A 16,877-nucleotide genomic window follows, 5' to 3' on the forward strand; every position below is an offset into this window, starting at 1 on the left:
ACCGTGTCACCCTTCCCCGGTTGCGGGTTCGGGTCACCCGTTTCGGTCGGCTCGCGTAGCTCATTCGGCCCACATACCGTGTGATGTGTGCCGTGGCACACTCTACGTACTGATCGATGATCGATCAATACGACTTTAGGGCAGGTCCGCGGCGAATCGGGCAGGCGGGTCGCGGCCGAAAGGCACGTCGCGACCGGCGGGTCAGCCGGTGCGGCCCGACGTCTGCACCGCGGCCTCGACGTAGTTCAGCACGTGCTCGCGCACCATCCGCCCCACATCGGGGTCCGCGCCGCGGAACGCCTCGGTGATCTGGGCGTGGTCGGCGGCCTTGGCGTGCAGTTCCATGTTCAGCCAGCGCACGGAGAGCCGCGTCCAGACCTCCACGCCCAGCGACTCCCAAGTGTGGGAGAGGACACTGTTGCCTGCCGCCCGCACGATCTCCCGGTGGAACTCCACGCTGTGCTTGATCTGCTCCTCGACGTCGCCGGCGGCCGTGGCGCGCCGCAGCGCCTCGACCTCGCGTTCCAGCGGGCGCGGATCGGCCGACAGCCGGGGCGCGGCCAACTCCGCGGCGACCAGCTCCAGGCCCGCGCGCACCGGGTAGATCTCGGCCATGTCGGCCACGCCGAAGTCCCGTACGCGGGCGCCCTTGTTCGGCACCGACTCGATGAGCCGCAGTGTCTCCAGCTCGCGCAGCGCCTCGCGCACGGGCGCCTGGCTGACGTTGAACTCGGTGGCCACGCGGCGCTCGACGATGCGCTCGCCCGGCTGCCAGCGACCCGACAGCAGGCCCTCGACCAGCATGCGCCGGATCTGCTCCCGCAGCGGGTTGCGGGCCAGGCGGGCGGGGTCGTCCGGCCACTCCGGGAGGTCGACCATCGACGGCCTTTCTGATCGGGGCCCTGGACAGGGCACTGCGCGATTTCACATGTGCGGGTCCACTACGAAGAGTGCCATACGACCGCCGCGGCGCCGGAGCGCGGTGGCGGTCGGTCGACCGACGGCCCACCTGCGGGCGGCGCGTGGATGAACACTGCCGCATACCGTGCTGACCAGCAGGCAAATCCCGAGGCTGTGGCGTCGCCCTCTGCGAGTGTGAGTGCCACGTCGGGTGACGGGACGCTATGCTCGGCTGTCGGAAATGTTCCATCAAAGCTGGGTAGCGTGGCGTGAGGGACCGTCCCGGCGGCGCGGCCGACCGGGTGGCGGGGCGACCCCGCGCTGCCCGTTCCGCTGTCGGCTCCGACGGCGGCTCCGGTCCTCTCGGGGAGGCTCTGACCACTGCCTTCCCGGCGATTCGGCCCAACCGATCCCAAGCGACCCAGACCCGAGCGGCGAGCCCGTCCCCCCAACGCACAAACGTGCCGCAGGCCAGCCCACAATTCGTGAGACAGCACTGAGCACATGATGCATACTTTGCGGATCCGGTCGAACCCGCCGTTGCGAGCCGAGATCTCGATACCCCTGCTGCGGAGCCGACGGTGGCTCGGCACCGTACCCCGGACCTCGGACGACGACGCCAAGGGCCGCCGACCCGGCACACCTCAGGTCACCTGGCCGAGTGTGAGCGAGATCGCGTGGGGACTGGCCTCCGACAAGTCGGCGATCATGATGGCCGTCGCGCTGATCATCATGACCGTGCTCTCAGCCGGTCCACTCCACCCTATCGACAATCTGATCAACAACGCACCTCGGCCGTTGTGGGACCAGATCCGTGTGCCCATGATCCTCTGGCCCGACACGGTCGCATCGCGGTTCGTGGCGCTGCCGGTTCTAGGGGTTACCGCACTGCAGCTCGCCTACTGGCACCGCTCCTGGCGGCCGATCATCCTGGGAGCGGTGGGCGTCCTCGGCATGATGTGCCTGGTGGCGTCGATGAAGCTGATCATCGCGCGCAGCCACCCGCGTACCGGGGACCCGGCGTTCTTCGCCGACGGCGTCTCCTTCCCCTCCGGGCACGGCGCCAACGCGATTCTGATCTACGGGCTGGTGCTGTTTCTGATCGTCCGCTACCGGGCGGCGCGGCCGCACATCGTGCGCCGGCTGGGCTACTGCATCGTCGGCATCGCCGTACTGCAGTCGGTGGTCTCGGTCTACCTGCACTTCCACTGGTTCACCGACCTGCTGACCGGAATGGTCGCCGGCGGGCTCGCCCTGGTGCTGACCATCCGCCTGGACCGGTTGATTCCCGAGGGGCGCACCGCCTACTGGTGGCCCTGGTTCGGCCGGAACCTGTGGAACGGCGAGGACCGCGACCAGGACCGCGAGCCCGCCGAGCGGCGCTGAAGCCGCTTGCGGCGGGCCCGGGACCGCGTCATCCGGCGGGCGCGATCTCGCCCAAGCGCCCGCGCAGCTCCTTGGCGTAGAAGTCGAAGAAGCCGTCGGGGTCGGGGCCGGCGTTGACCAGCGCCAAGCGGTCGAATCCGGCGTCGGCGAACTGCTGGGCGACCGCGACGTGGCGTTCCGGATCGGGGCCGCAGCCGAACACCGAGCGCATATCGTCCTCGCGCACGAAAGACGTCGCCGCCTCGAAGTTCACCACGTTGGGCAGTTCGGCCTGCACCTTCCACCCGGTGACACCGAAGCGGAACATGCGGTGCGCGGACTTCACCGCGGTCTCCTCATCGGGCGCCCACGCCAGCGGAACTTCGGCGTAGCGGGGACCGGTGCCGCCCGCCTGGCGGTAGGCGCGCACCAGCTCGGGTCTGGGCTCGGTCGCGAAGGCCGCGTCGCCCAGCTCGGCGGCGACCTGCGCCGCCGACTCCCCGCCCATGGCCACGGCGATCTGCGGCGGAGTTTCAGGCAGGTCGAAGACTTGGGCGTCGACCAACCGCAAGTGGCGCCCCTCGTAGGACTGGTACCCGCCCTGCCACAGCAGCCGGATGATCTCCAGCGACTCCCGCAGCATCTCGTGCCGCTCGACGGCACCCGGCCACGGACGGCCGACCACATGCTCGTTGAGCTGTTCGCCCGCGCCCAGACCCAGCACGAACCGGCCGTCGGACAGCAGCGCCGTAGTCGCCGCGGCCTGGGCGACCAGAGCGGGGTGGTAGCGGATGAACGGGCAGGTCACGCCGGTGGCCAGACCGATGCTCCGGGTACGTGCGGCGATCGCGGCCAGGATCGACCAGGCGAAGCCGGAATGACCGTGGCTCTCCAGCCACGGGTGGTAGTGGTCGCTGATCTCGACGAAGTCGAAGCCGACCTCCTCGGCGCGCTCCGCTTGGCGCACCATCTCCTGCGGCGAGTAGCCCTCGGCGAACAGCTTGTAGCCGATCTGCATGCTTCCTCCACCCCCGGCCGGGCGCGCGGCGCGCACCGGCGGCCGCCCCCGCAGCCCACCGGCCCCGCACGGCCGCCGACGCCCTCCCGCGGATCGGTGACGTCCGTGTTCGGCCTGCCGCTACCCCTGCTCATCAGGCGGTATGCGCCGCACGGGTCCGGGGTGGGCCGTGCCACGCGCAAGCGGGGTGCGCACGGTCGCGCGGCGCGCTCGGCGGGCGGAGGGGAGGGGCTCAACTGCCGTCGCGCACGTCGGCGGGGCGCTCGGCGGAGTAGCTGATCTCGGCGAAGCGGACGGTGCTGCCCGTACCGGTGGGGCTCTGGGCGAGGAAGCCGACCTCGGCCTCGTCGCTGAGCGCGAAATAGCGCACCAGGTCCCACGGGCCGTCGCCGAGGCGGACGTGGAAGGCGTAGGCGGAGCCGAGCCGGCTGATGCGCAGTCGGACGCCCCCGGCGGGGTCGACCGCGAAGGAGTTGCAGTCGTCGCTGACGCCGCGGTTGACCACCGAGACGATGGTGGGGCGGCCCTGCGGCGACGCCTCCAGGCAGAACTTGGCCCAGGTGTCGGGGGCCGAGTACAGCAGCAGCACGCCGGCGTCGAAGGTGGCGGCGAGATCGGTGTCCACCAGCGCGCTGACCGAGAAGTCGCCGTTGAGACCGCCCACGAGCGCCGGCGCGTTGTCGAAGCGCGCGCTGCCGTCGGGGTCGGTGAACAGGTCCGTACCCCCTGCGGCGCGCAGAACCAGCGTGTCGTAGCCGTCGACCTCGTAGAACTCGGGCGGATTGGTCCAGTGCATGGACACGGGGAACGCGGGGATCGAGACGGAATCGGCCATGGGGCCTCCAGGGACGGGAGGGCCGCGGGCAGGTGCCGCGGCGGCGGAATGAACGGGGCAGGCTCGGTCCGCAATCGGTGAATTCACCGGTTCGCCAGGAAGATACTGAGCGGGAGCAATTACGGCAAGAGACTGTTGACTCTGGCCGAATTGCTATTTAGCGTGTTGTTTGGGAGCGCTCCCAAACAACTCCGTTTCCCACCTGTCCGCATCCGGTCGGCCGGTCGCAGGGCGGGCACGCCCGCGTGTTCGGCGAGACCAGAGGTAGACGAGTGCGCTCCTGCGCAGCACCCACTTCGGCGCGCCCGAGGTTTTCAGGCGCGGCCGTGCTCTGCGCACAGCCGCGTACCCTCGGCCGAAGTGCTCCCTCGGCGGGCGGACACCGGCGGCGGCTTCCGGCGATTCGCCCGGGCGCCCGCGCACGACTCCCCTTGCCGGCGGGTATGCCGAGGATTCGACGATTTCGACGATGCCGCGGAAGCGGCGGCGACCGGCGCAGAAGGGCGGTTCGAGGTGCAGCGTCATCCCGGCGGCGAATCGGCGGAGGCAGGCGGAAACGCATCGGTGGGCGGTGCCATGCGCGATCGGTTGCGCGCCATTCCCGTTTTCGCCGCCGAACTCCCCGGCTTCGACCCCGCGTCGGCGCCCGACGATCCGGCCGAGTTGTTCGTGCGGTGGTTGGACCACGCGGTCGAGGCCGGTGTCCCCGAGCCGCACGTGGTGAACCTGGCCACCGCCGACGCGGCCGGGCGGGTCGCCTCGCGCTTCCTGATCCTCAAGGACGTCGGGCCGCACGGTTGGTCGTTCGCGTCGGGCTCGACGAGCCCCAAGGGCCTCGACCTCGACGCGAACCCGCATGCGGCCCTGGCCTGCTACTGGCCGCGGGTGGGCCGCCAGATCCGGGTGAGCGGCACGGTGGCCCCCGAGGATCCGCAGACTAACGCAGCCGACTTCCTCGCCCGTTCGCCGGAGGCGCGCGCAGAGGCGCTGGTCGGCGGGCAGAGCCGCCCGATGGAGTCGCCGGCCCAGCACGAGCGCGAGCTCGTCGAGGCGCGCGAACGGGTCGCCCGGGAACCCTCGCTCGTCGCGCCGGAGTGGACGCTCTACACGCTCGCACCCGCATACGTGGAGTTCTGGCAGGGCGACAAAGACCGCAACCACATCCGGCTGCGCTACAACGCCGTGGGCGACGGGAATTGGGAGCGGGTGCTGCTGCGGCCCTGACGTGCGAAGGCGGTGGTGCGGGCAGGCGGCGCTGCGGGCGAGCCGCGCCACGATGTCGCAGGGGCGGGAGAGGATGGCCCCGAGCCTGCGATCCCGCAAGGCCGCCAAGCCGACTCGACGAGGAGCGCACGATGATCGGTCGCCTGTCCACTGTCGTCCTCGACTGCCCCGACCCAAGAGCATTGGCGGAGTTCTACTCGGCGGTGCTGGGACTGCCGATCACCCGCGTCGACGGCGATTGGATCGACATCGGCGAACCCGGCGGTACCGCGGTGAGCTTCCAGCACGCGCCGGACCACGTCCCGCCCCGCTGGCCCGATCCCGCGTATCCGCAGCAAATCCACCTGGACGTCGTCGTCGGCGACATCGAGGAGGCCGAGCCGAAGGTGCTGGCGCTCGGCGCCGCCAAGATCGGCGAAGCCCCGTACTTCCGTGTCTACACCGACCCCGCGGGGCACCCGTTCTGCCTGGTTTGGGGCCAACCGGGTGAGGACGGGCGGCCCGAGGAGCCGCCGGCGACCGCCGATCGGTGACCACGGCGGCGGGACCCGGCGGCCGCCGGGTCCCGCCGACCGTTCCGGCGTGGCACCGACACCGGTACCCACGCGCGTGTTCGACTGGAGTCCGGGCAGGCCGGGGCACCGTCCGGCCGCACCGAGCCCACCTCGCCCCGGCCCGGGCCGCACTATCCGGCGCGACAGGGTCGGTCCCGCCCATCCCGGCGGCGGGTAGGCGGATCCGACGCCCAGGGGAGGCCAATAGATGCCGGCGAACGACACCCTGTTCGACGACTTCATCCACGTCCGGCCGCGGCTGGCGATCCTGGTCCGCCTCGCCCGTGCGGGCTGGGTCGAGTTCACCCAGGTACGGGAAAGCGTCGGCTGCAGCGAGTCCGCGCTGTCCAAACAGGTCAGTGCGCTCCAGGCGGCGGGCTACGCCGAGGTGTGCAAGATGACCCGGCGCCACCGCCGCCGCACCTGGATCCGGTTGACCCGGGAAGGCAGCGCGGCACTGATGCGCCACGTCGACGCGCTGGAACTCCTCACCGCCCAGGTGCGCGGCCCCCGGCCGCCACGATGAGCGGACGCCCCTAAGCCAACTCCTAAGCCGTGTTCATGAACGCCGGTCTGCTGTGAAACCGCGGGGTGACGCCCGCTTTCAACGGGCCGCGGGGTGACGCCCGCTCCCAACGGGCAGGGTGCTCGCCGGTGGCGGCGCGTGGCGGAGGGGCGGCTCGGGTCCGCTGGGCGGCCTTGTTGGTCTGCCGGGCAGCGGGTCGTTTGCCGGGGAACGACGGGCGGCGAGGACGGCGGTGGGTCCGGCCCGCGGTCGACGGGCCGGGTGCTCGCCGGTGGCGCGCCCGGCGGGGGCGGCGTTCGGCCGCCGTAGACTCGGCGCGGCTTGACCCGTCTATCGCGAACTTATAGTCGCAGGTAAGCGTATTCCGCGGCCATAAGTTCGCGATCATCGCCGGATGGACCGGCATAGGGGACCTACCGGCGCCGGCGGGCCGGCTGGGTGTCGCCGTGCCCCCTACCGGGCCCGCACAGGGTGGAGGCAGCGCGGCGGGGCGCGGTCGCGGGCGCCCGCACGCCGACACCCCGATCACCGCAGGCCCGGCCCCGCCGGCGCCGTCGCCGCCCCGCCGCGCGCGCCACCGCCGAGCACCCGAACCGATGGGCGCAGGCCCAGCCATCCGCCGCCCTCGCTGCGGCTTTCCGGTGAAGACCACCCGCCGCCCGGCAGACCGACAAGACCGCGCAGCGGACCCGACCCGCCCCGCCGGACGGGCCACCGCCGAGCCACCGAACCGATGGGCGCAGGCCCAACCATCCGCCACCGTCGCCGCCGCATTTCCGTAAGACCACCCGCCACCCGGCAGACCGACAAGACCGCGCAGCGGACCCGACCCGCCCCGCCGGACGGGCCACCGCCGAGCCACCGAACCGATGGGCGCAGGCCCAACCATCCGCCACCGTCGCCGCCGCATTTCCGTAAGACCACCCGCCGCCCGGCAGACCGACAAGACCCGGCAACTCCCATTAGGCCGCGCAGACGGGCGTTCTTAAATACGGCCCTAGCGCCGGACGACGTTCCGCCGCGGCACGGGTCGGGCCGCATCGGGCTGGTCGTCACAGTGATGAAGTTGCACGAGTTACGGCCCACATTTAGGCCCCTTTCATTCGTGTCCTTAACCCGAAATCTAGCTCGAAACTATCGGGGAACAGCATCCGCGACATCACTCCCGCATGGCGTTCGCTCACGCACCCTCCGCCAGTTCGCGGTTAAGGGACTGTCACTGCGCTTGGTTTCGGACAGTCCTCATCCCGCCTCCTCGTCCCGATAGTTTCGAATTTCACTCCGACAGCGAATGAAATGCCTGGTGTGAGACTCACGTCCGCAGCATGTGCAGATAGGTCCGTAATTTGTTCTTCACGAGCTGTCGTAGACGGTGTTACGTTCATCACGCTCATGAGCGGGAGCGCTCCCGTTTTCATGATTCCCACGATTCCAATCCCCCGGATCGCGCACCTGGAGGTGCTGCAGTGAGACTCGCAATACGCGGGAGTCGCGAGACCCCCCGCCGCAGCCGGGCGAGCCGTGCCCGGCGGCTGACCGGTGCGGCGCTCGCGACGTTTCTCGGCGCGGCGGTACTGGCTCCGGCCGCCCCCGCCGCCGCCGACTCTCCGCTCCGTGACCACGCCGCTCAGCAGGGTTTCGAGATCGGCGCGGCGCTGGGCGCCGACCATCTGCAGAACGACAGCCAGTTCGCCGACCTGGCGGCCACCGAGTTCAACGCCTCGACGCCCGAGAACTCCATGAAGTGGTCCGTCACCGAGCCGTCCCGCGGCCAGTTCGACTTCAGCCAGGCCGACGCGTACATGGACTTCGCCCAGGCGAACAACCAGAAGGTGCGCGGCCACACGCTGGTGTGGCACAGCCAGCTGCCGTCCTGGGTGGAGAACGGCAACTTCAGCGAGAGCGAGCTGCTCTCGATCATGGAGAACCACATCGACGAGGTGGCCGGCCGCTACGCCGGTGAGATCGCCTACTGGGACGTCGCCAACGAGATCTTCCTGGGCGACGGTTCCTGGCGGAACTCGGTCTTCTACGAGACGATCGGCCCGGACTTCGTGGCCGAGGCGCTGCGTATGGCCGCCGAGGCCGACCCCAGCGCCGAGCTGTGGCTGAACGACTACAGCATCGACGGGATCAACGCCAAGAGCGACGCGTACTACAACCTGATCCAGGACCTGCTGGCCCAGGGCGTCCCGATCGACGGCATCGGCCTGCAGGCGCACCTGATCAACGGCCAGGTGCCCAGCAGCCTGCAGCAGAACATCCAGCGCTTCGCCGACCTCGGCATCGACGTCGCGATCACCGAGCTGGACGTCCGCATCCAGATGCCCGCCAGCGACAGCGAACTGCAGCAGCAGGCGCAGGACTACCGCGCGGTGATGGACGCCTGCCTGGCGGTGGACGGCTGCATCGGCGTGACCGTGTGGGGCATCGTCGACAAGTACTCCTGGGTGCCCGACACCTTCGAGGGCGAGGGCGCTCCGCTGCTCTACAACGACAACTACCAGCCCAAGCCGGCCTACGACGCCGTCCACGCGGCCCTGGGCGGGCAGAACGACGACGGCGACGACGGCGATGACGGGGACGACGATCCGCCGCCCGACCCCTCGGGTCCCTGCGCGGTCTCCTACTCCGTGGCCAACGAGTGGAACAGCGGGTTCACCGGCCAGCTGACCTTCACCAACAACGGCAGCTCCGCGCTGAACGGCTGGGACCTGCAGTTCGACTTCGCCGACGGCCAGCAGGTCAACAACGGATGGTCCGCCGAGTGGTCGCAGTCCGGATCCACCGTGACCGTGTCCAACGCCTCGTGGAACGCGTCCGTTCCGGCCGGCGGCTCGGTGAGCGTCGGGTTCAACGCCACGCACAGCGGCGCCAACTCCGAGCCGGACTCCTTCACCCTCAACGGACAGTCCTGCAGCGTCTCCTGATTCCGGCAACCACCCTTCCCGGAGCCTCCGGGCCCCGGCCGGACGCCACAGGCACCGGCCGGGGAGGGTGACCGCCGGACCGGCCGGACCGCATCCCCCATTCCGGCCAGTCCGGCCCGGCCCCCGCCGCGACCGCGGTGGGGGCCGTTTCGCGTCCTGGCGCCGCAAGGCCGGGGACCGGTCCCGTCCGGTGCCGGGACCGCACAGCGCAGCGCAGTCGCCTCCGCAGGCGGCAGCGAGCCGGACGGATCGCGGCGCTCGGGCAGCTGGTTTCATGGGTCGGGACACCGGGGCGTCTAAGGGCCCTGAGGTGAAGAACCCGAGGTCGCGATGGGGGAACCGTGCCGGACGAAACGGGCACGACGGCGGGTCCGGCGCCGTGCTGCGCGGCGGCGCGGCGGGCCGGCGCGGCGGATGCGGCCGATGCGGGGCCGGGTCGTCGGGCGGAGCAGGAGGCGGTCGGCGGCGCGGTGGCGCGCGGTCGGTCGGTCCGCGCTCTCCCGCACAGCGACGTCGCCCTGCCCGGCGGTGCCTTCGCCATGGGCGACTCCTTCGGCGAGGGCTACACCGCCGACGGCGAGCGCCCGGTCCACGAGGTCGAGGTGTCCCCGCTGCGGATCGACGCGACCGCCGTCACCAACCGCGCCTTCGCCCTGTTCGCCGACGCGACCGGGTACCGCACCGACGCCGAGCGCTTCGGCTCCTCGGCCGTCTTCCACCTCGCAGTGCGGGCGCGCCGCACCGACGTGCTCGGCTCCCCTCCCTCCGCGCCCTGGTGGCTGGAGGTCGCCGGGGCGGATTGGCGCCACCCGTTCGGCCCGCTGAGCGGCCTGGACGGCCTCACCGACCATCCGGTCGTGCACGTCTCCTGGGCCGACGCGCAGGCCTACTGCGCGTGGGCCGACCGGCGGTTGCCCACCGAGGCCGAATGGGAGTACGCGGCGCGCGGGGGCCTGGACGGGCGCCGGTTCGCCTGGGGCGACGACCTGGCGCCGGGCGGCCGCTGGCGCTGCAACATCTGGCAGGGCCGGTTCCCGCACGACAACACCGCCGAGGACGGCTGGCTGTGCACGGCGCCGGTGCGCTTCTATCCGCCCAACGGTTTCGGCCTCTTCGAGACGGCCGGCAACGTGTGGGAGTGGTGCGCCGACGCGTTCGACCCGGGCTACTACGCCCGCTCGCCGCGCCGCGATCCGGGCGGTCCCGGCGCCGACGAGCATGCGCCACGCGTGATGCGCGGCGGCTCCTACCTGTGCCACGACTCCTACTGCCACCGCTACCGCGTGGCCGCCCGCACCCGGAACACCCCCGACTCCAGCAGCGGCAACTGCGGCTTCCGCACGGTCGCCCGCGGCTGATCGCCGGGGGCGCCCGCCACAACCCGGCGGGCGCCCCCGGGAAATTTTGCCCACCCGTCGCGCTCGGCCGCCGGCGCGGAGCAGACTGGGGGCCCACGGGACCGCGTCGCCCCTCACGCGCCCGATTCCCCCAGGAGAGAGGCACCCCCATGCGCCGAGCCGCCGTCATCGCCGGCACAACCGCCGTCCTGGCCGCCCTGACCGCCGCCTGCGGCGGAGGCGCGGCAGGCACGCCCTCGCCGACCGCCGCCCCATCGCCGACGGCGCCGACCCAGGCCGCGTCGATCTCCCCCGAGGCGCAGCAGGCCGCCACGCAAGAGGTCTGTGCGGCGCTGACCAAGGCCGAGGAGGTGCGCAAGGACAGCGACACCCCGGCCGAGGCGGCCGCCGCGTTCACCCTGGAGACCGACGCCCACACGCGCAGCCTCGAAGAGGGCGTCGACCCCGGATTGCACGCGATCGCCGAGGAACACCTCGGCGACAGCGAAGCGGCCGCGCCCGCGATGCGCGACTGGTGCGCCGACAACACGCCCGCGCCGAGCGCGGCCGCCGAAGGTCAGCCGCCGCCAGGGCCCGCGACCGGAGCCGGGCCCGATCAGCCCAGCAGGTAGGCGATCGCCACCAGCACCGGCAGTGTCAGAAACGTCGTCAGCAGCACCGTCTCACGGGTCATCTCCTGCGCGGTGCGGTACAGCACCGCGTAGGTGTACATGTTCTGCGCCGTGGGCAACGCGGCGATCACCACGACCGCGAACAGTCCGGTGCCCTGCAGGCCGAACACGAACGCGCCCAGCGCCCAGGCCACGGCGGGTTGCACCAGGCACTTCAGCAGGACCGCCAGCACGACGGCGCCCCGCTCGGGGCCGCGGCCGGGCACGGGGCTGCCGTGCAGCGAGATACCGAAGGCCAGCAGCACCGCAGGCACCGACATCGATCCCACCAGCTCGAACGGCTGCATCAGCGGGTCGGGCACCGCCCAGCCGGTCGCCGCGACCGCGACGCCCGCCAGACAGCCGATCACCACCGGATTGCGCAGCGGCGCGGCCAGGATCCGCAGCGGCCCGTTGCGCGTGCCGGGCTCGCGCCCCCGCAGGTCCAGGATCGTCAGGCCGATCGGGCCCAGCACGATCAGCTGGAACAGCAGCACCGGCGCGATCAGGGACGCGTCTCCCAGCACGTAGACCGACACGGGGATGCCCAGGTTGCCGGAGTTGACGTAGGTCGCGCACAGGGCGCCCATCGTGGTGGTGCCCACGCCCCAGCGGCGCAGCGCTCCAACTGCGGCGAACAGCACGCCGACGAACGCCATACTGAGCGCGCTCACCAGCAGCGGGGCGTCCACCAGCACGGACAGGTCGGCGCCGGACAGGATCTCGAACAGCAGCGCCGGCGTGGCCACGTAGAAGGCCAGGTTGGTCAGCACCTGGCGGCCGTTGGAGCCCAGAAGGTCGAGTCGGCCGAGCACATAGCCGAGAGCGACGATGCTGGCGATGACGCCGAACCCGATGACGACGCCGGTCACGGCGCTTCCCCCCAAGCTGCCCATAGGTGTCGGCGAAGATCGCGTCGACACTAATCACGGCCGCCGATCGCCGCCACGGCGTGGCTCACACCGGCCGTCGGCCGCACCGGCCCTGCGCACCCGCCACCGCAACCGGGTGAAAGGGTTCGATCGGCCAACCGCGCCCTCTGTCCCCCCGGCCGGGGCGTCTGTTCGAACATGTTCCCCGGCGTCGCGGGCAGCGGGCCCGTAGTCGAACGACTCCGCTCCGATGTGGAGGAGGCACGATGGCTGAGACGACGCCGAGCAGTGCGCTCAAGGACAAGAACTACAACCTGGTGTGGGCCGTGCAGCAGTCGCTGGAGAATGTGTACCGGCTGCAGACCTTCATCGAGGACGCCGAGCGCGAAGGCGACCAGGAGGTCGCCACCTGGTTGCGCCGCATCCAGGAGAACAACCAGAAGGCCGGGGAGCAGGGCAAGCGCATGCTGCTGCAGCGCCTGCAGGCCGAGAACGGGTGACAGCCGACGTGCGGCAAGTGCGGCCTCCGCGCGCCGCACCCGGCCCCTGATGTGACCACGCGGCCGCCCTCCGAGCGCAGACCGCTCGGTCGGCGGCCGCGCGACTGCTCACCGGGTGTGCGGCGCGAACAGCAGCGCGGCGTCGGCACGCTCGACGGTGCCGCCGTAGCCGTACATCCGCACGCCGCGCGCGACGCCCGTGCGGCGGTAGCGGTGCAGTCCCGGTTCGGCGGTGCTCAACCGCAAGGCGCGGTCGGCGGGGCCCTCGCCGGGCAGCGTGTCGGGCTCCGCGTGCCGCTCGACGACCACGACGGCCTCCGGCGCCTCGTCCACCGTGTAGGTCCTGCCGTCGAGCGGTCCGCCGGCGAACCCGACGCTGACGCCTTCGCCGTCGGATCGCATCTGCTTCACGGCACCGATGATGCCGTCCCGCGCTGCCCGGCGCCAGCCGCCGCCGCGGACGGCGCGGGGCGGTCGGGACCGCGAACGGATGATGATCACAAACGGCGGAACCGGCGAACCGGACGTTTCGGATGCGCATCATACGAATCGATGATCCGCCGGAACCAGATCCGGCATCCCCCGACGATGGTCATGGAAAGGCAGTCCCCACGTGCGATCGCTCCCTAAAGCTGTACTACCCCTCGCCCTCCTCCTCGCCGCCCAAGCGGGGTGCTCCGCTTCGGCCCCGGCCGAAACGCAGGATGCGGGAGGCCGGCCGTCGCAGCCGCCGTCCGCAAGCGCGCAGCCGACGTCGGGCCCCGAAGCGGTGGCGTCCGCGACGGAGACCGCGAAGACCTACGTCGCCGCGCTGGAGGACGGTAACGGCGAGGCGGGGTGCAGCGTGGCCTCCACCGCGATGCGGGCCCAGCTGACGGAACTGGCTGCCGACGAGGGCGGCGAGGGAGGGTGCGCCGCGGGCTTCGCCCTGTTCGCCGCCGAGCAGCCCGGCGTGGGCGGTATGGCTGTCGGCGAGGTCGAGATCGGCCCGTGGCAGGAGGCCGACTCCGGCGCCGAACCGGTCGCCCACGCGGAGATCGGCTACCCCGACGGCGCTGACACCGCCGACGGCATGACGGTGGACGGCCTCCAACTTCCCTACCAAGACGGCGCCTGGGTCGTGGACGCCGACGTGCACTGAGCCTGCCGGCCGCTTTCCGGGCACGGGACGGGGGGCGGGGTCGTTCCGCCCCCCGTACTACTTGAAGTCGGCCCAGACCGCCGCGACTATCGCGCCGAGGACGATCGGGCCGCCGAGGAGCCCGATCTCGGCGTCCCAGGAGCCGATGCCCACCGTGGTGTCATCCGGCCGGGCGGCGGCGTCCGGCTCCGACCGCCGTGCCGTACCGGCGGGCGGCCGAGTTGTTCCACGTGAAACCGCGCAGGTCGGTCGGGGCAGACGCGGGCTGCGGCCGGGCGCGGACGCACCCCGCGCGGGGCGGTGGCCGCACTCGAATCCGCACCGGCGGTGGCGGCGACCACGGCGGATACGCCAGGCTGGACGTCCGCACACGGTCGGCCGCCTCGGGCGCTGTCGGCCCGACCTCCGGCGGCACGTCCCGGATGCCCCGGATACGGTGCCGCTCCCGCAGGCACCGCCGAGTCGTGCGCCGCCCGGAGAGCCCGACAGCACCGAGCGGACCCCCAGCCTCGACCAGGAGAAGCCCGCATGACGACCCCCTCGCCGTCCGCCGACCCCGCACCCCTGATGGCCGCGGCGGCCATCGCCCCCGGGCCCGAGTGGACCCTCACCTTCGTGATGCAGAGCCGAGGCGTCTACGCGGGCCACTGGCTGCTGCCGGGCGGCCGGATCCGCCCGGACGAGAGTGCGGAGCAGGCGGCGCGGCGCGAGGCCGCCGAGGAGTCGGGCGTGCGCCTGGGCCCGCTCGCGCCCACCGGGATCTACGACATCCGCGGCGGTTCCGAGGACGGCGAGCCCTACTGGTTCCGCATGCACGTCTACCGGGCGCTGCAGACGAGCGCCGTGCCGGAGGGGTTCGCCCCCGACCCCGCCGAAGTGGCCGGCGTCTGCCAGGTGCATCCGCGCGACATCCTGCCGCACCCGACGGACATGGTCATTCTGAACGACGCCGGACTCGCGGACTACGACCCCGCGCTGGTCCGCCGCCTGCTGTCGGCCGACGGCGTCGTGATGGCTCCCCTCGACAGCGCTCTGCCGTCCTGATCGCCGCCGGACGCCGCGGGACCGTGCTCCTCGCCGGCGAGTCCGGTCCACTGGACGATTCGCGCACATCAGAGGCATCGCGGCTGCTTTACTGGAGATCATGCGTGAGCGTTGGCAGGATCGGTTCCGCGCGGGCAGTGTCAGCCTCCCCTCCTGGGCCCGGGAGGCACCGGACCACTCGCTGTTCCGCAGCAACACCAGCGGTACCTGGGAGCTGCATACCTGGGACCGGACGACGGGGCATCGGCGGCAGCTGACCAAGCGCCCCCACGGCACCGAGACCGGCGCGCTCGACCCCGCGGGCGAGTTCGTGTGGTGGTTCGACGACACCGACGGCGACGAGTTCGGCGTGTGGCGGCGCCAGCCGTTCGCCGGCGGCCCCGACTCCACGCCGCTGCCCGACCTCGCCCCCTCCTACGACAGCGGTCTGGCGCTGGGCACCGGCGGGTTCGCGGTGGTGGGGCGCTCCACCGACGAAGGCTTCAGCGCGCACGCCGGGACGGCCCCGGGGCCGTCCCGCACGGTCTACGCGCACCGCTGCGAGGGCTGGGTGGCCGATCTCTCCGACGACGGCTCGCTCCTGGCGATCGCGCACAGCGAGCACGGCGACAGCCGGCACATGGCCGTGCGGGTGCTGCGCCTGGCCCCGGCGCCCGCTCCCTCGGCGGCCGCCGCACAACAGGCCGGCGCCCCCGATCCGGCCGCCGCGGGCACCCGCACGGAGGCCGCCGCCACCGTGACCGACCTGTGGGACGGCCCCGGCCTCGACCTCGTCCCCGTCGCCTTCGAACCCGGCGGCCACCGCCTGCTGGTCCTGCACGAGCGCCGCGGCGTCCGCGCACCCCTGGTATGGGACCCGTTCACCGGCGCCGAGCAGGAGATCGACACCGGTCTGCCCGGCGAGCTGGGCGCCGACTGGACACCCGACGCGGCCGCCCTGCTGATCTCCCAGGAGCACCGGGGCCGCATCCTGCTGCACCGCTACACCCTGGCGACGGGCGCGCTCACCGCCCTCGACGTCCCGCCGGGCGTGGCCGCGGCCGCCTCGGCCCGTCCCGACGGCACCGTCGAGTACCGGTGGTCCGACTCCGCGCACCCGCCGGCCGTGCGCGACACCTCCGGCGCGACGGTACTGCGCCCGCAAGGCCCGTCGGCGCCGCCGTCGGTGCCCGTCCACGACGCCGCAGTCGAGGGCCCCGGCGGCGCGATCCACGTACTCGTGTCGCTGCCGGAGGAGGGCGAGCGGCCCTATCCGGCGGTCTTCGTCGTGCACGGCGGCCCGCAGGCCCAGGACTACGACGCCTTCCTGCCCGACGTCGCGGCCTGGGTCGACCACGGCTTCGCGGTCGTGCGCGTCAACTACCGCGGCTCCACCGGCTACGGCGCGGCGTGGCGGGACGCGCTGGAAGGCCGCGTGGGCATCACCGAATTGGAGGACATCACGGCGGTGCGCGACTGGGCGGTGCAGACCGGACTGGCCGACCCCGAGCGGCTGCTCATCGAGGGCGGCTCGTGGGGCGGCTACCTCGTGCTGCTCGCGCTGGGGCTCCGGCCCGGCGACTGGAGCGCCGGGATCGCGGCGGTGCCCATCGCCGACTACGAGGCCTCCTACGCCGACCAGATGGAGGCGCTGCGCGCTTTCGACCGGTCGATGTTCGGCGGCTCCCCCGAAGAGGTGCCCGAACGGTACCGGGCCTCCTCCCCCATCACCTATGCGGCCGACGTGCTGGCGCCGCTGCTGGTGCTGGCCGGCGAGAACGACCCGCGCTGCCCGATCCGGCAGGTCGACAACTACCTCGCCCGCCTCACCGAGCTCGGCAAGCCCCACGAGGTCTACCGCTTCGACGCCGGCCACGGCTCCTTCGTGGTGGACGAGCGCATCCGCCAGATGGCGGCCGAGCTCGACTTCGCGCTGAGAGTCACCGGGCAACGGGAGGGCGCGCGGCCGGGATCGTTGTAG

16 protein-coding genes are annotated in these 16,877 nt (G+C 72.2%); 11 read left to right on the plus strand and 5 right to left on the minus strand.

Annotation, left to right across the window (positions count from 1 at the left end; translation table 11 throughout):
• Nucleotides 1-201 precede the first annotated feature (201 nt).
• On the minus strand, nucleotides 202-879 hold the full coding sequence (locus EKD16_RS24010; RefSeq protein WP_131101663.1) for a GntR family transcriptional regulator: 678 nt from the start codon (nucleotides 877-879) through the stop codon (nucleotides 202-204).
• A gap of 684 nt (nucleotides 880-1,563) precedes the next feature.
• Here EKD16_RS24010 and EKD16_RS24015 point away from each other — a divergent pair.
• Nucleotides 1,564-2,286 carry a phosphatase PAP2 family protein gene (locus tag EKD16_RS24015; RefSeq protein ID WP_242677149.1) on the plus strand — a complete coding sequence of 241 codons (723 nt, stop codon included), beginning with the start codon at nucleotides 1,564-1,566 and terminating at the stop codon, nucleotides 2,284-2,286.
• A 28-nt stretch (nucleotides 2,287-2,314) separates the two neighbouring features.
• Here the strand turns inward: EKD16_RS24015 and EKD16_RS24020 are convergent, their stop codons facing one another.
• Both EKD16_RS24020 and EKD16_RS24025 read right to left on the minus strand, forming a co-directional pair.
• Complete coding sequence (locus tag EKD16_RS24020) at nucleotides 2,315-3,283, minus strand: TIGR03557 family F420-dependent LLM class oxidoreductase (protein ID WP_131101665.1); 969 nt, start codon at nucleotides 3,281-3,283, stop codon at nucleotides 2,315-2,317.
• Between the two features lie 232 nt (nucleotides 3,284-3,515).
• The gene (locus EKD16_RS24025) at nucleotides 3,516-4,118 is read right to left on the minus strand and encodes a DUF1349 domain-containing protein (protein ID WP_131101667.1); all 603 of its coding nucleotides are present in this window, start codon (nucleotides 4,116-4,118) and stop codon (nucleotides 3,516-3,518) included.
• Between the two features lie 576 nt (nucleotides 4,119-4,694).
• Between EKD16_RS24025 and EKD16_RS24030 the strand changes: the two genes are divergently transcribed.
• From EKD16_RS24030 to EKD16_RS25565, 6 genes are all read left to right on the plus strand, one after another.
• On the plus strand, nucleotides 4,695-5,342 hold the full coding sequence (locus EKD16_RS24030; RefSeq protein WP_131101669.1) for a pyridoxine/pyridoxamine 5'-phosphate oxidase: 648 nt from the start codon (nucleotides 4,695-4,697) through the stop codon (nucleotides 5,340-5,342).
• A gap of 131 nt (nucleotides 5,343-5,473) precedes the next feature.
• Nucleotides 5,474-5,875, plus strand: a complete 402-nt coding sequence (locus tag EKD16_RS24035) for a VOC family protein (RefSeq protein ID WP_131101671.1) — start codon at nucleotides 5,474-5,476, stop codon at nucleotides 5,873-5,875.
• Nucleotides 5,876-6,104: 229 nt separating this feature from the next.
• On the plus strand, nucleotides 6,105-6,422 hold the full coding sequence (locus EKD16_RS24040; RefSeq protein WP_131101673.1) for a transcriptional regulator: 318 nt from the start codon (nucleotides 6,105-6,107) through the stop codon (nucleotides 6,420-6,422).
• Between the two features lie 1,466 nt (nucleotides 6,423-7,888).
• Nucleotides 7,889-9,352 (plus strand): endo-1,4-beta-xylanase, encoded by a 1,464-nt coding sequence (locus tag EKD16_RS24045; RefSeq protein ID WP_242677150.1) that lies wholly within the window; start codon nucleotides 7,889-7,891, stop codon nucleotides 9,350-9,352.
• Nucleotides 9,353-9,693: 341 nt separating this feature from the next.
• The gene (locus EKD16_RS24050; RefSeq protein WP_131101675.1) at nucleotides 9,694-10,710 is read left to right on the plus strand and encodes a formylglycine-generating enzyme family protein; all 1,017 of its coding nucleotides are present in this window, start codon (nucleotides 9,694-9,696) and stop codon (nucleotides 10,708-10,710) included.
• 149 nt (nucleotides 10,711-10,859) lie between these two features.
• Nucleotides 10,860-11,321: a hypothetical protein gene (locus EKD16_RS25565; protein WP_165498654.1), complete on the plus strand. Its 462-nt coding sequence runs from the start codon at nucleotides 10,860-10,862 to the stop codon at nucleotides 11,319-11,321.
• Here EKD16_RS25565 and EKD16_RS24060 read toward each other — a convergent pair.
• Nucleotides 11,306-12,232, minus strand: coding sequence for an AEC family transporter (locus EKD16_RS24060; RefSeq protein WP_131101677.1), 927 nt, complete (start codon nucleotides 12,230-12,232; stop codon nucleotides 11,306-11,308). The two genes, EKD16_RS25565 and EKD16_RS24060, sit on opposite strands and share 16 nt — an antisense overlap.
• 266 nt (nucleotides 12,233-12,498) lie before the next feature.
• On the opposite strand from EKD16_RS24060, the gene EKD16_RS24065 reads away from it, so the two are divergent.
• Entirely contained in the window at nucleotides 12,499-12,732 is a 234-nt protein-coding gene (locus EKD16_RS24065) for a hypothetical protein (protein ID WP_131101679.1), read from the plus strand.
• A gap of 108 nt (nucleotides 12,733-12,840) precedes the next feature.
• Here the strand turns inward: EKD16_RS24065 and EKD16_RS24070 are convergent, their stop codons facing one another.
• Nucleotides 12,841-13,143, minus strand: a complete 303-nt coding sequence (locus EKD16_RS24070; RefSeq protein ID WP_131101681.1) for a hypothetical protein — start codon at nucleotides 13,141-13,143, stop codon at nucleotides 12,841-12,843.
• Between the two features lie 358 nt (nucleotides 13,144-13,501).
• On the opposite strand from EKD16_RS24070, the gene EKD16_RS24075 reads away from it, so the two are divergent.
• The 3 genes from EKD16_RS24075 to EKD16_RS24085 all read left to right on the plus strand — a co-directional run bounded on the left by EKD16_RS24075 (nucleotide 13,502) and on the right by EKD16_RS24085 (nucleotide 16,877).
• Nucleotides 13,502-13,873 carry a hypothetical protein gene (locus EKD16_RS24075; protein ID WP_131101686.1) on the plus strand — a complete coding sequence of 124 codons (372 nt, stop codon included), beginning with the start codon at nucleotides 13,502-13,504 and terminating at the stop codon, nucleotides 13,871-13,873.
• Between the two features lie 528 nt (nucleotides 13,874-14,401).
• Complete coding sequence (locus tag EKD16_RS24080; RefSeq protein WP_131101688.1) at nucleotides 14,402-14,917, plus strand: NUDIX domain-containing protein; 516 nt, start codon at nucleotides 14,402-14,404, stop codon at nucleotides 14,915-14,917.
• Between the two features lie 100 nt (nucleotides 14,918-15,017).
• Nucleotides 15,018-16,877 (plus strand): alpha/beta hydrolase family protein, encoded by a 1,860-nt coding sequence (locus EKD16_RS24085; protein WP_131101690.1) that lies wholly within the window; start codon nucleotides 15,018-15,020, stop codon nucleotides 16,875-16,877.

The organism is Streptomonospora litoralis (assembly GCF_004323735.1).
GTDB lineage: Bacteria > Actinomycetota > Actinomycetes > Streptosporangiales > Streptosporangiaceae > Streptomonospora > Streptomonospora litoralis.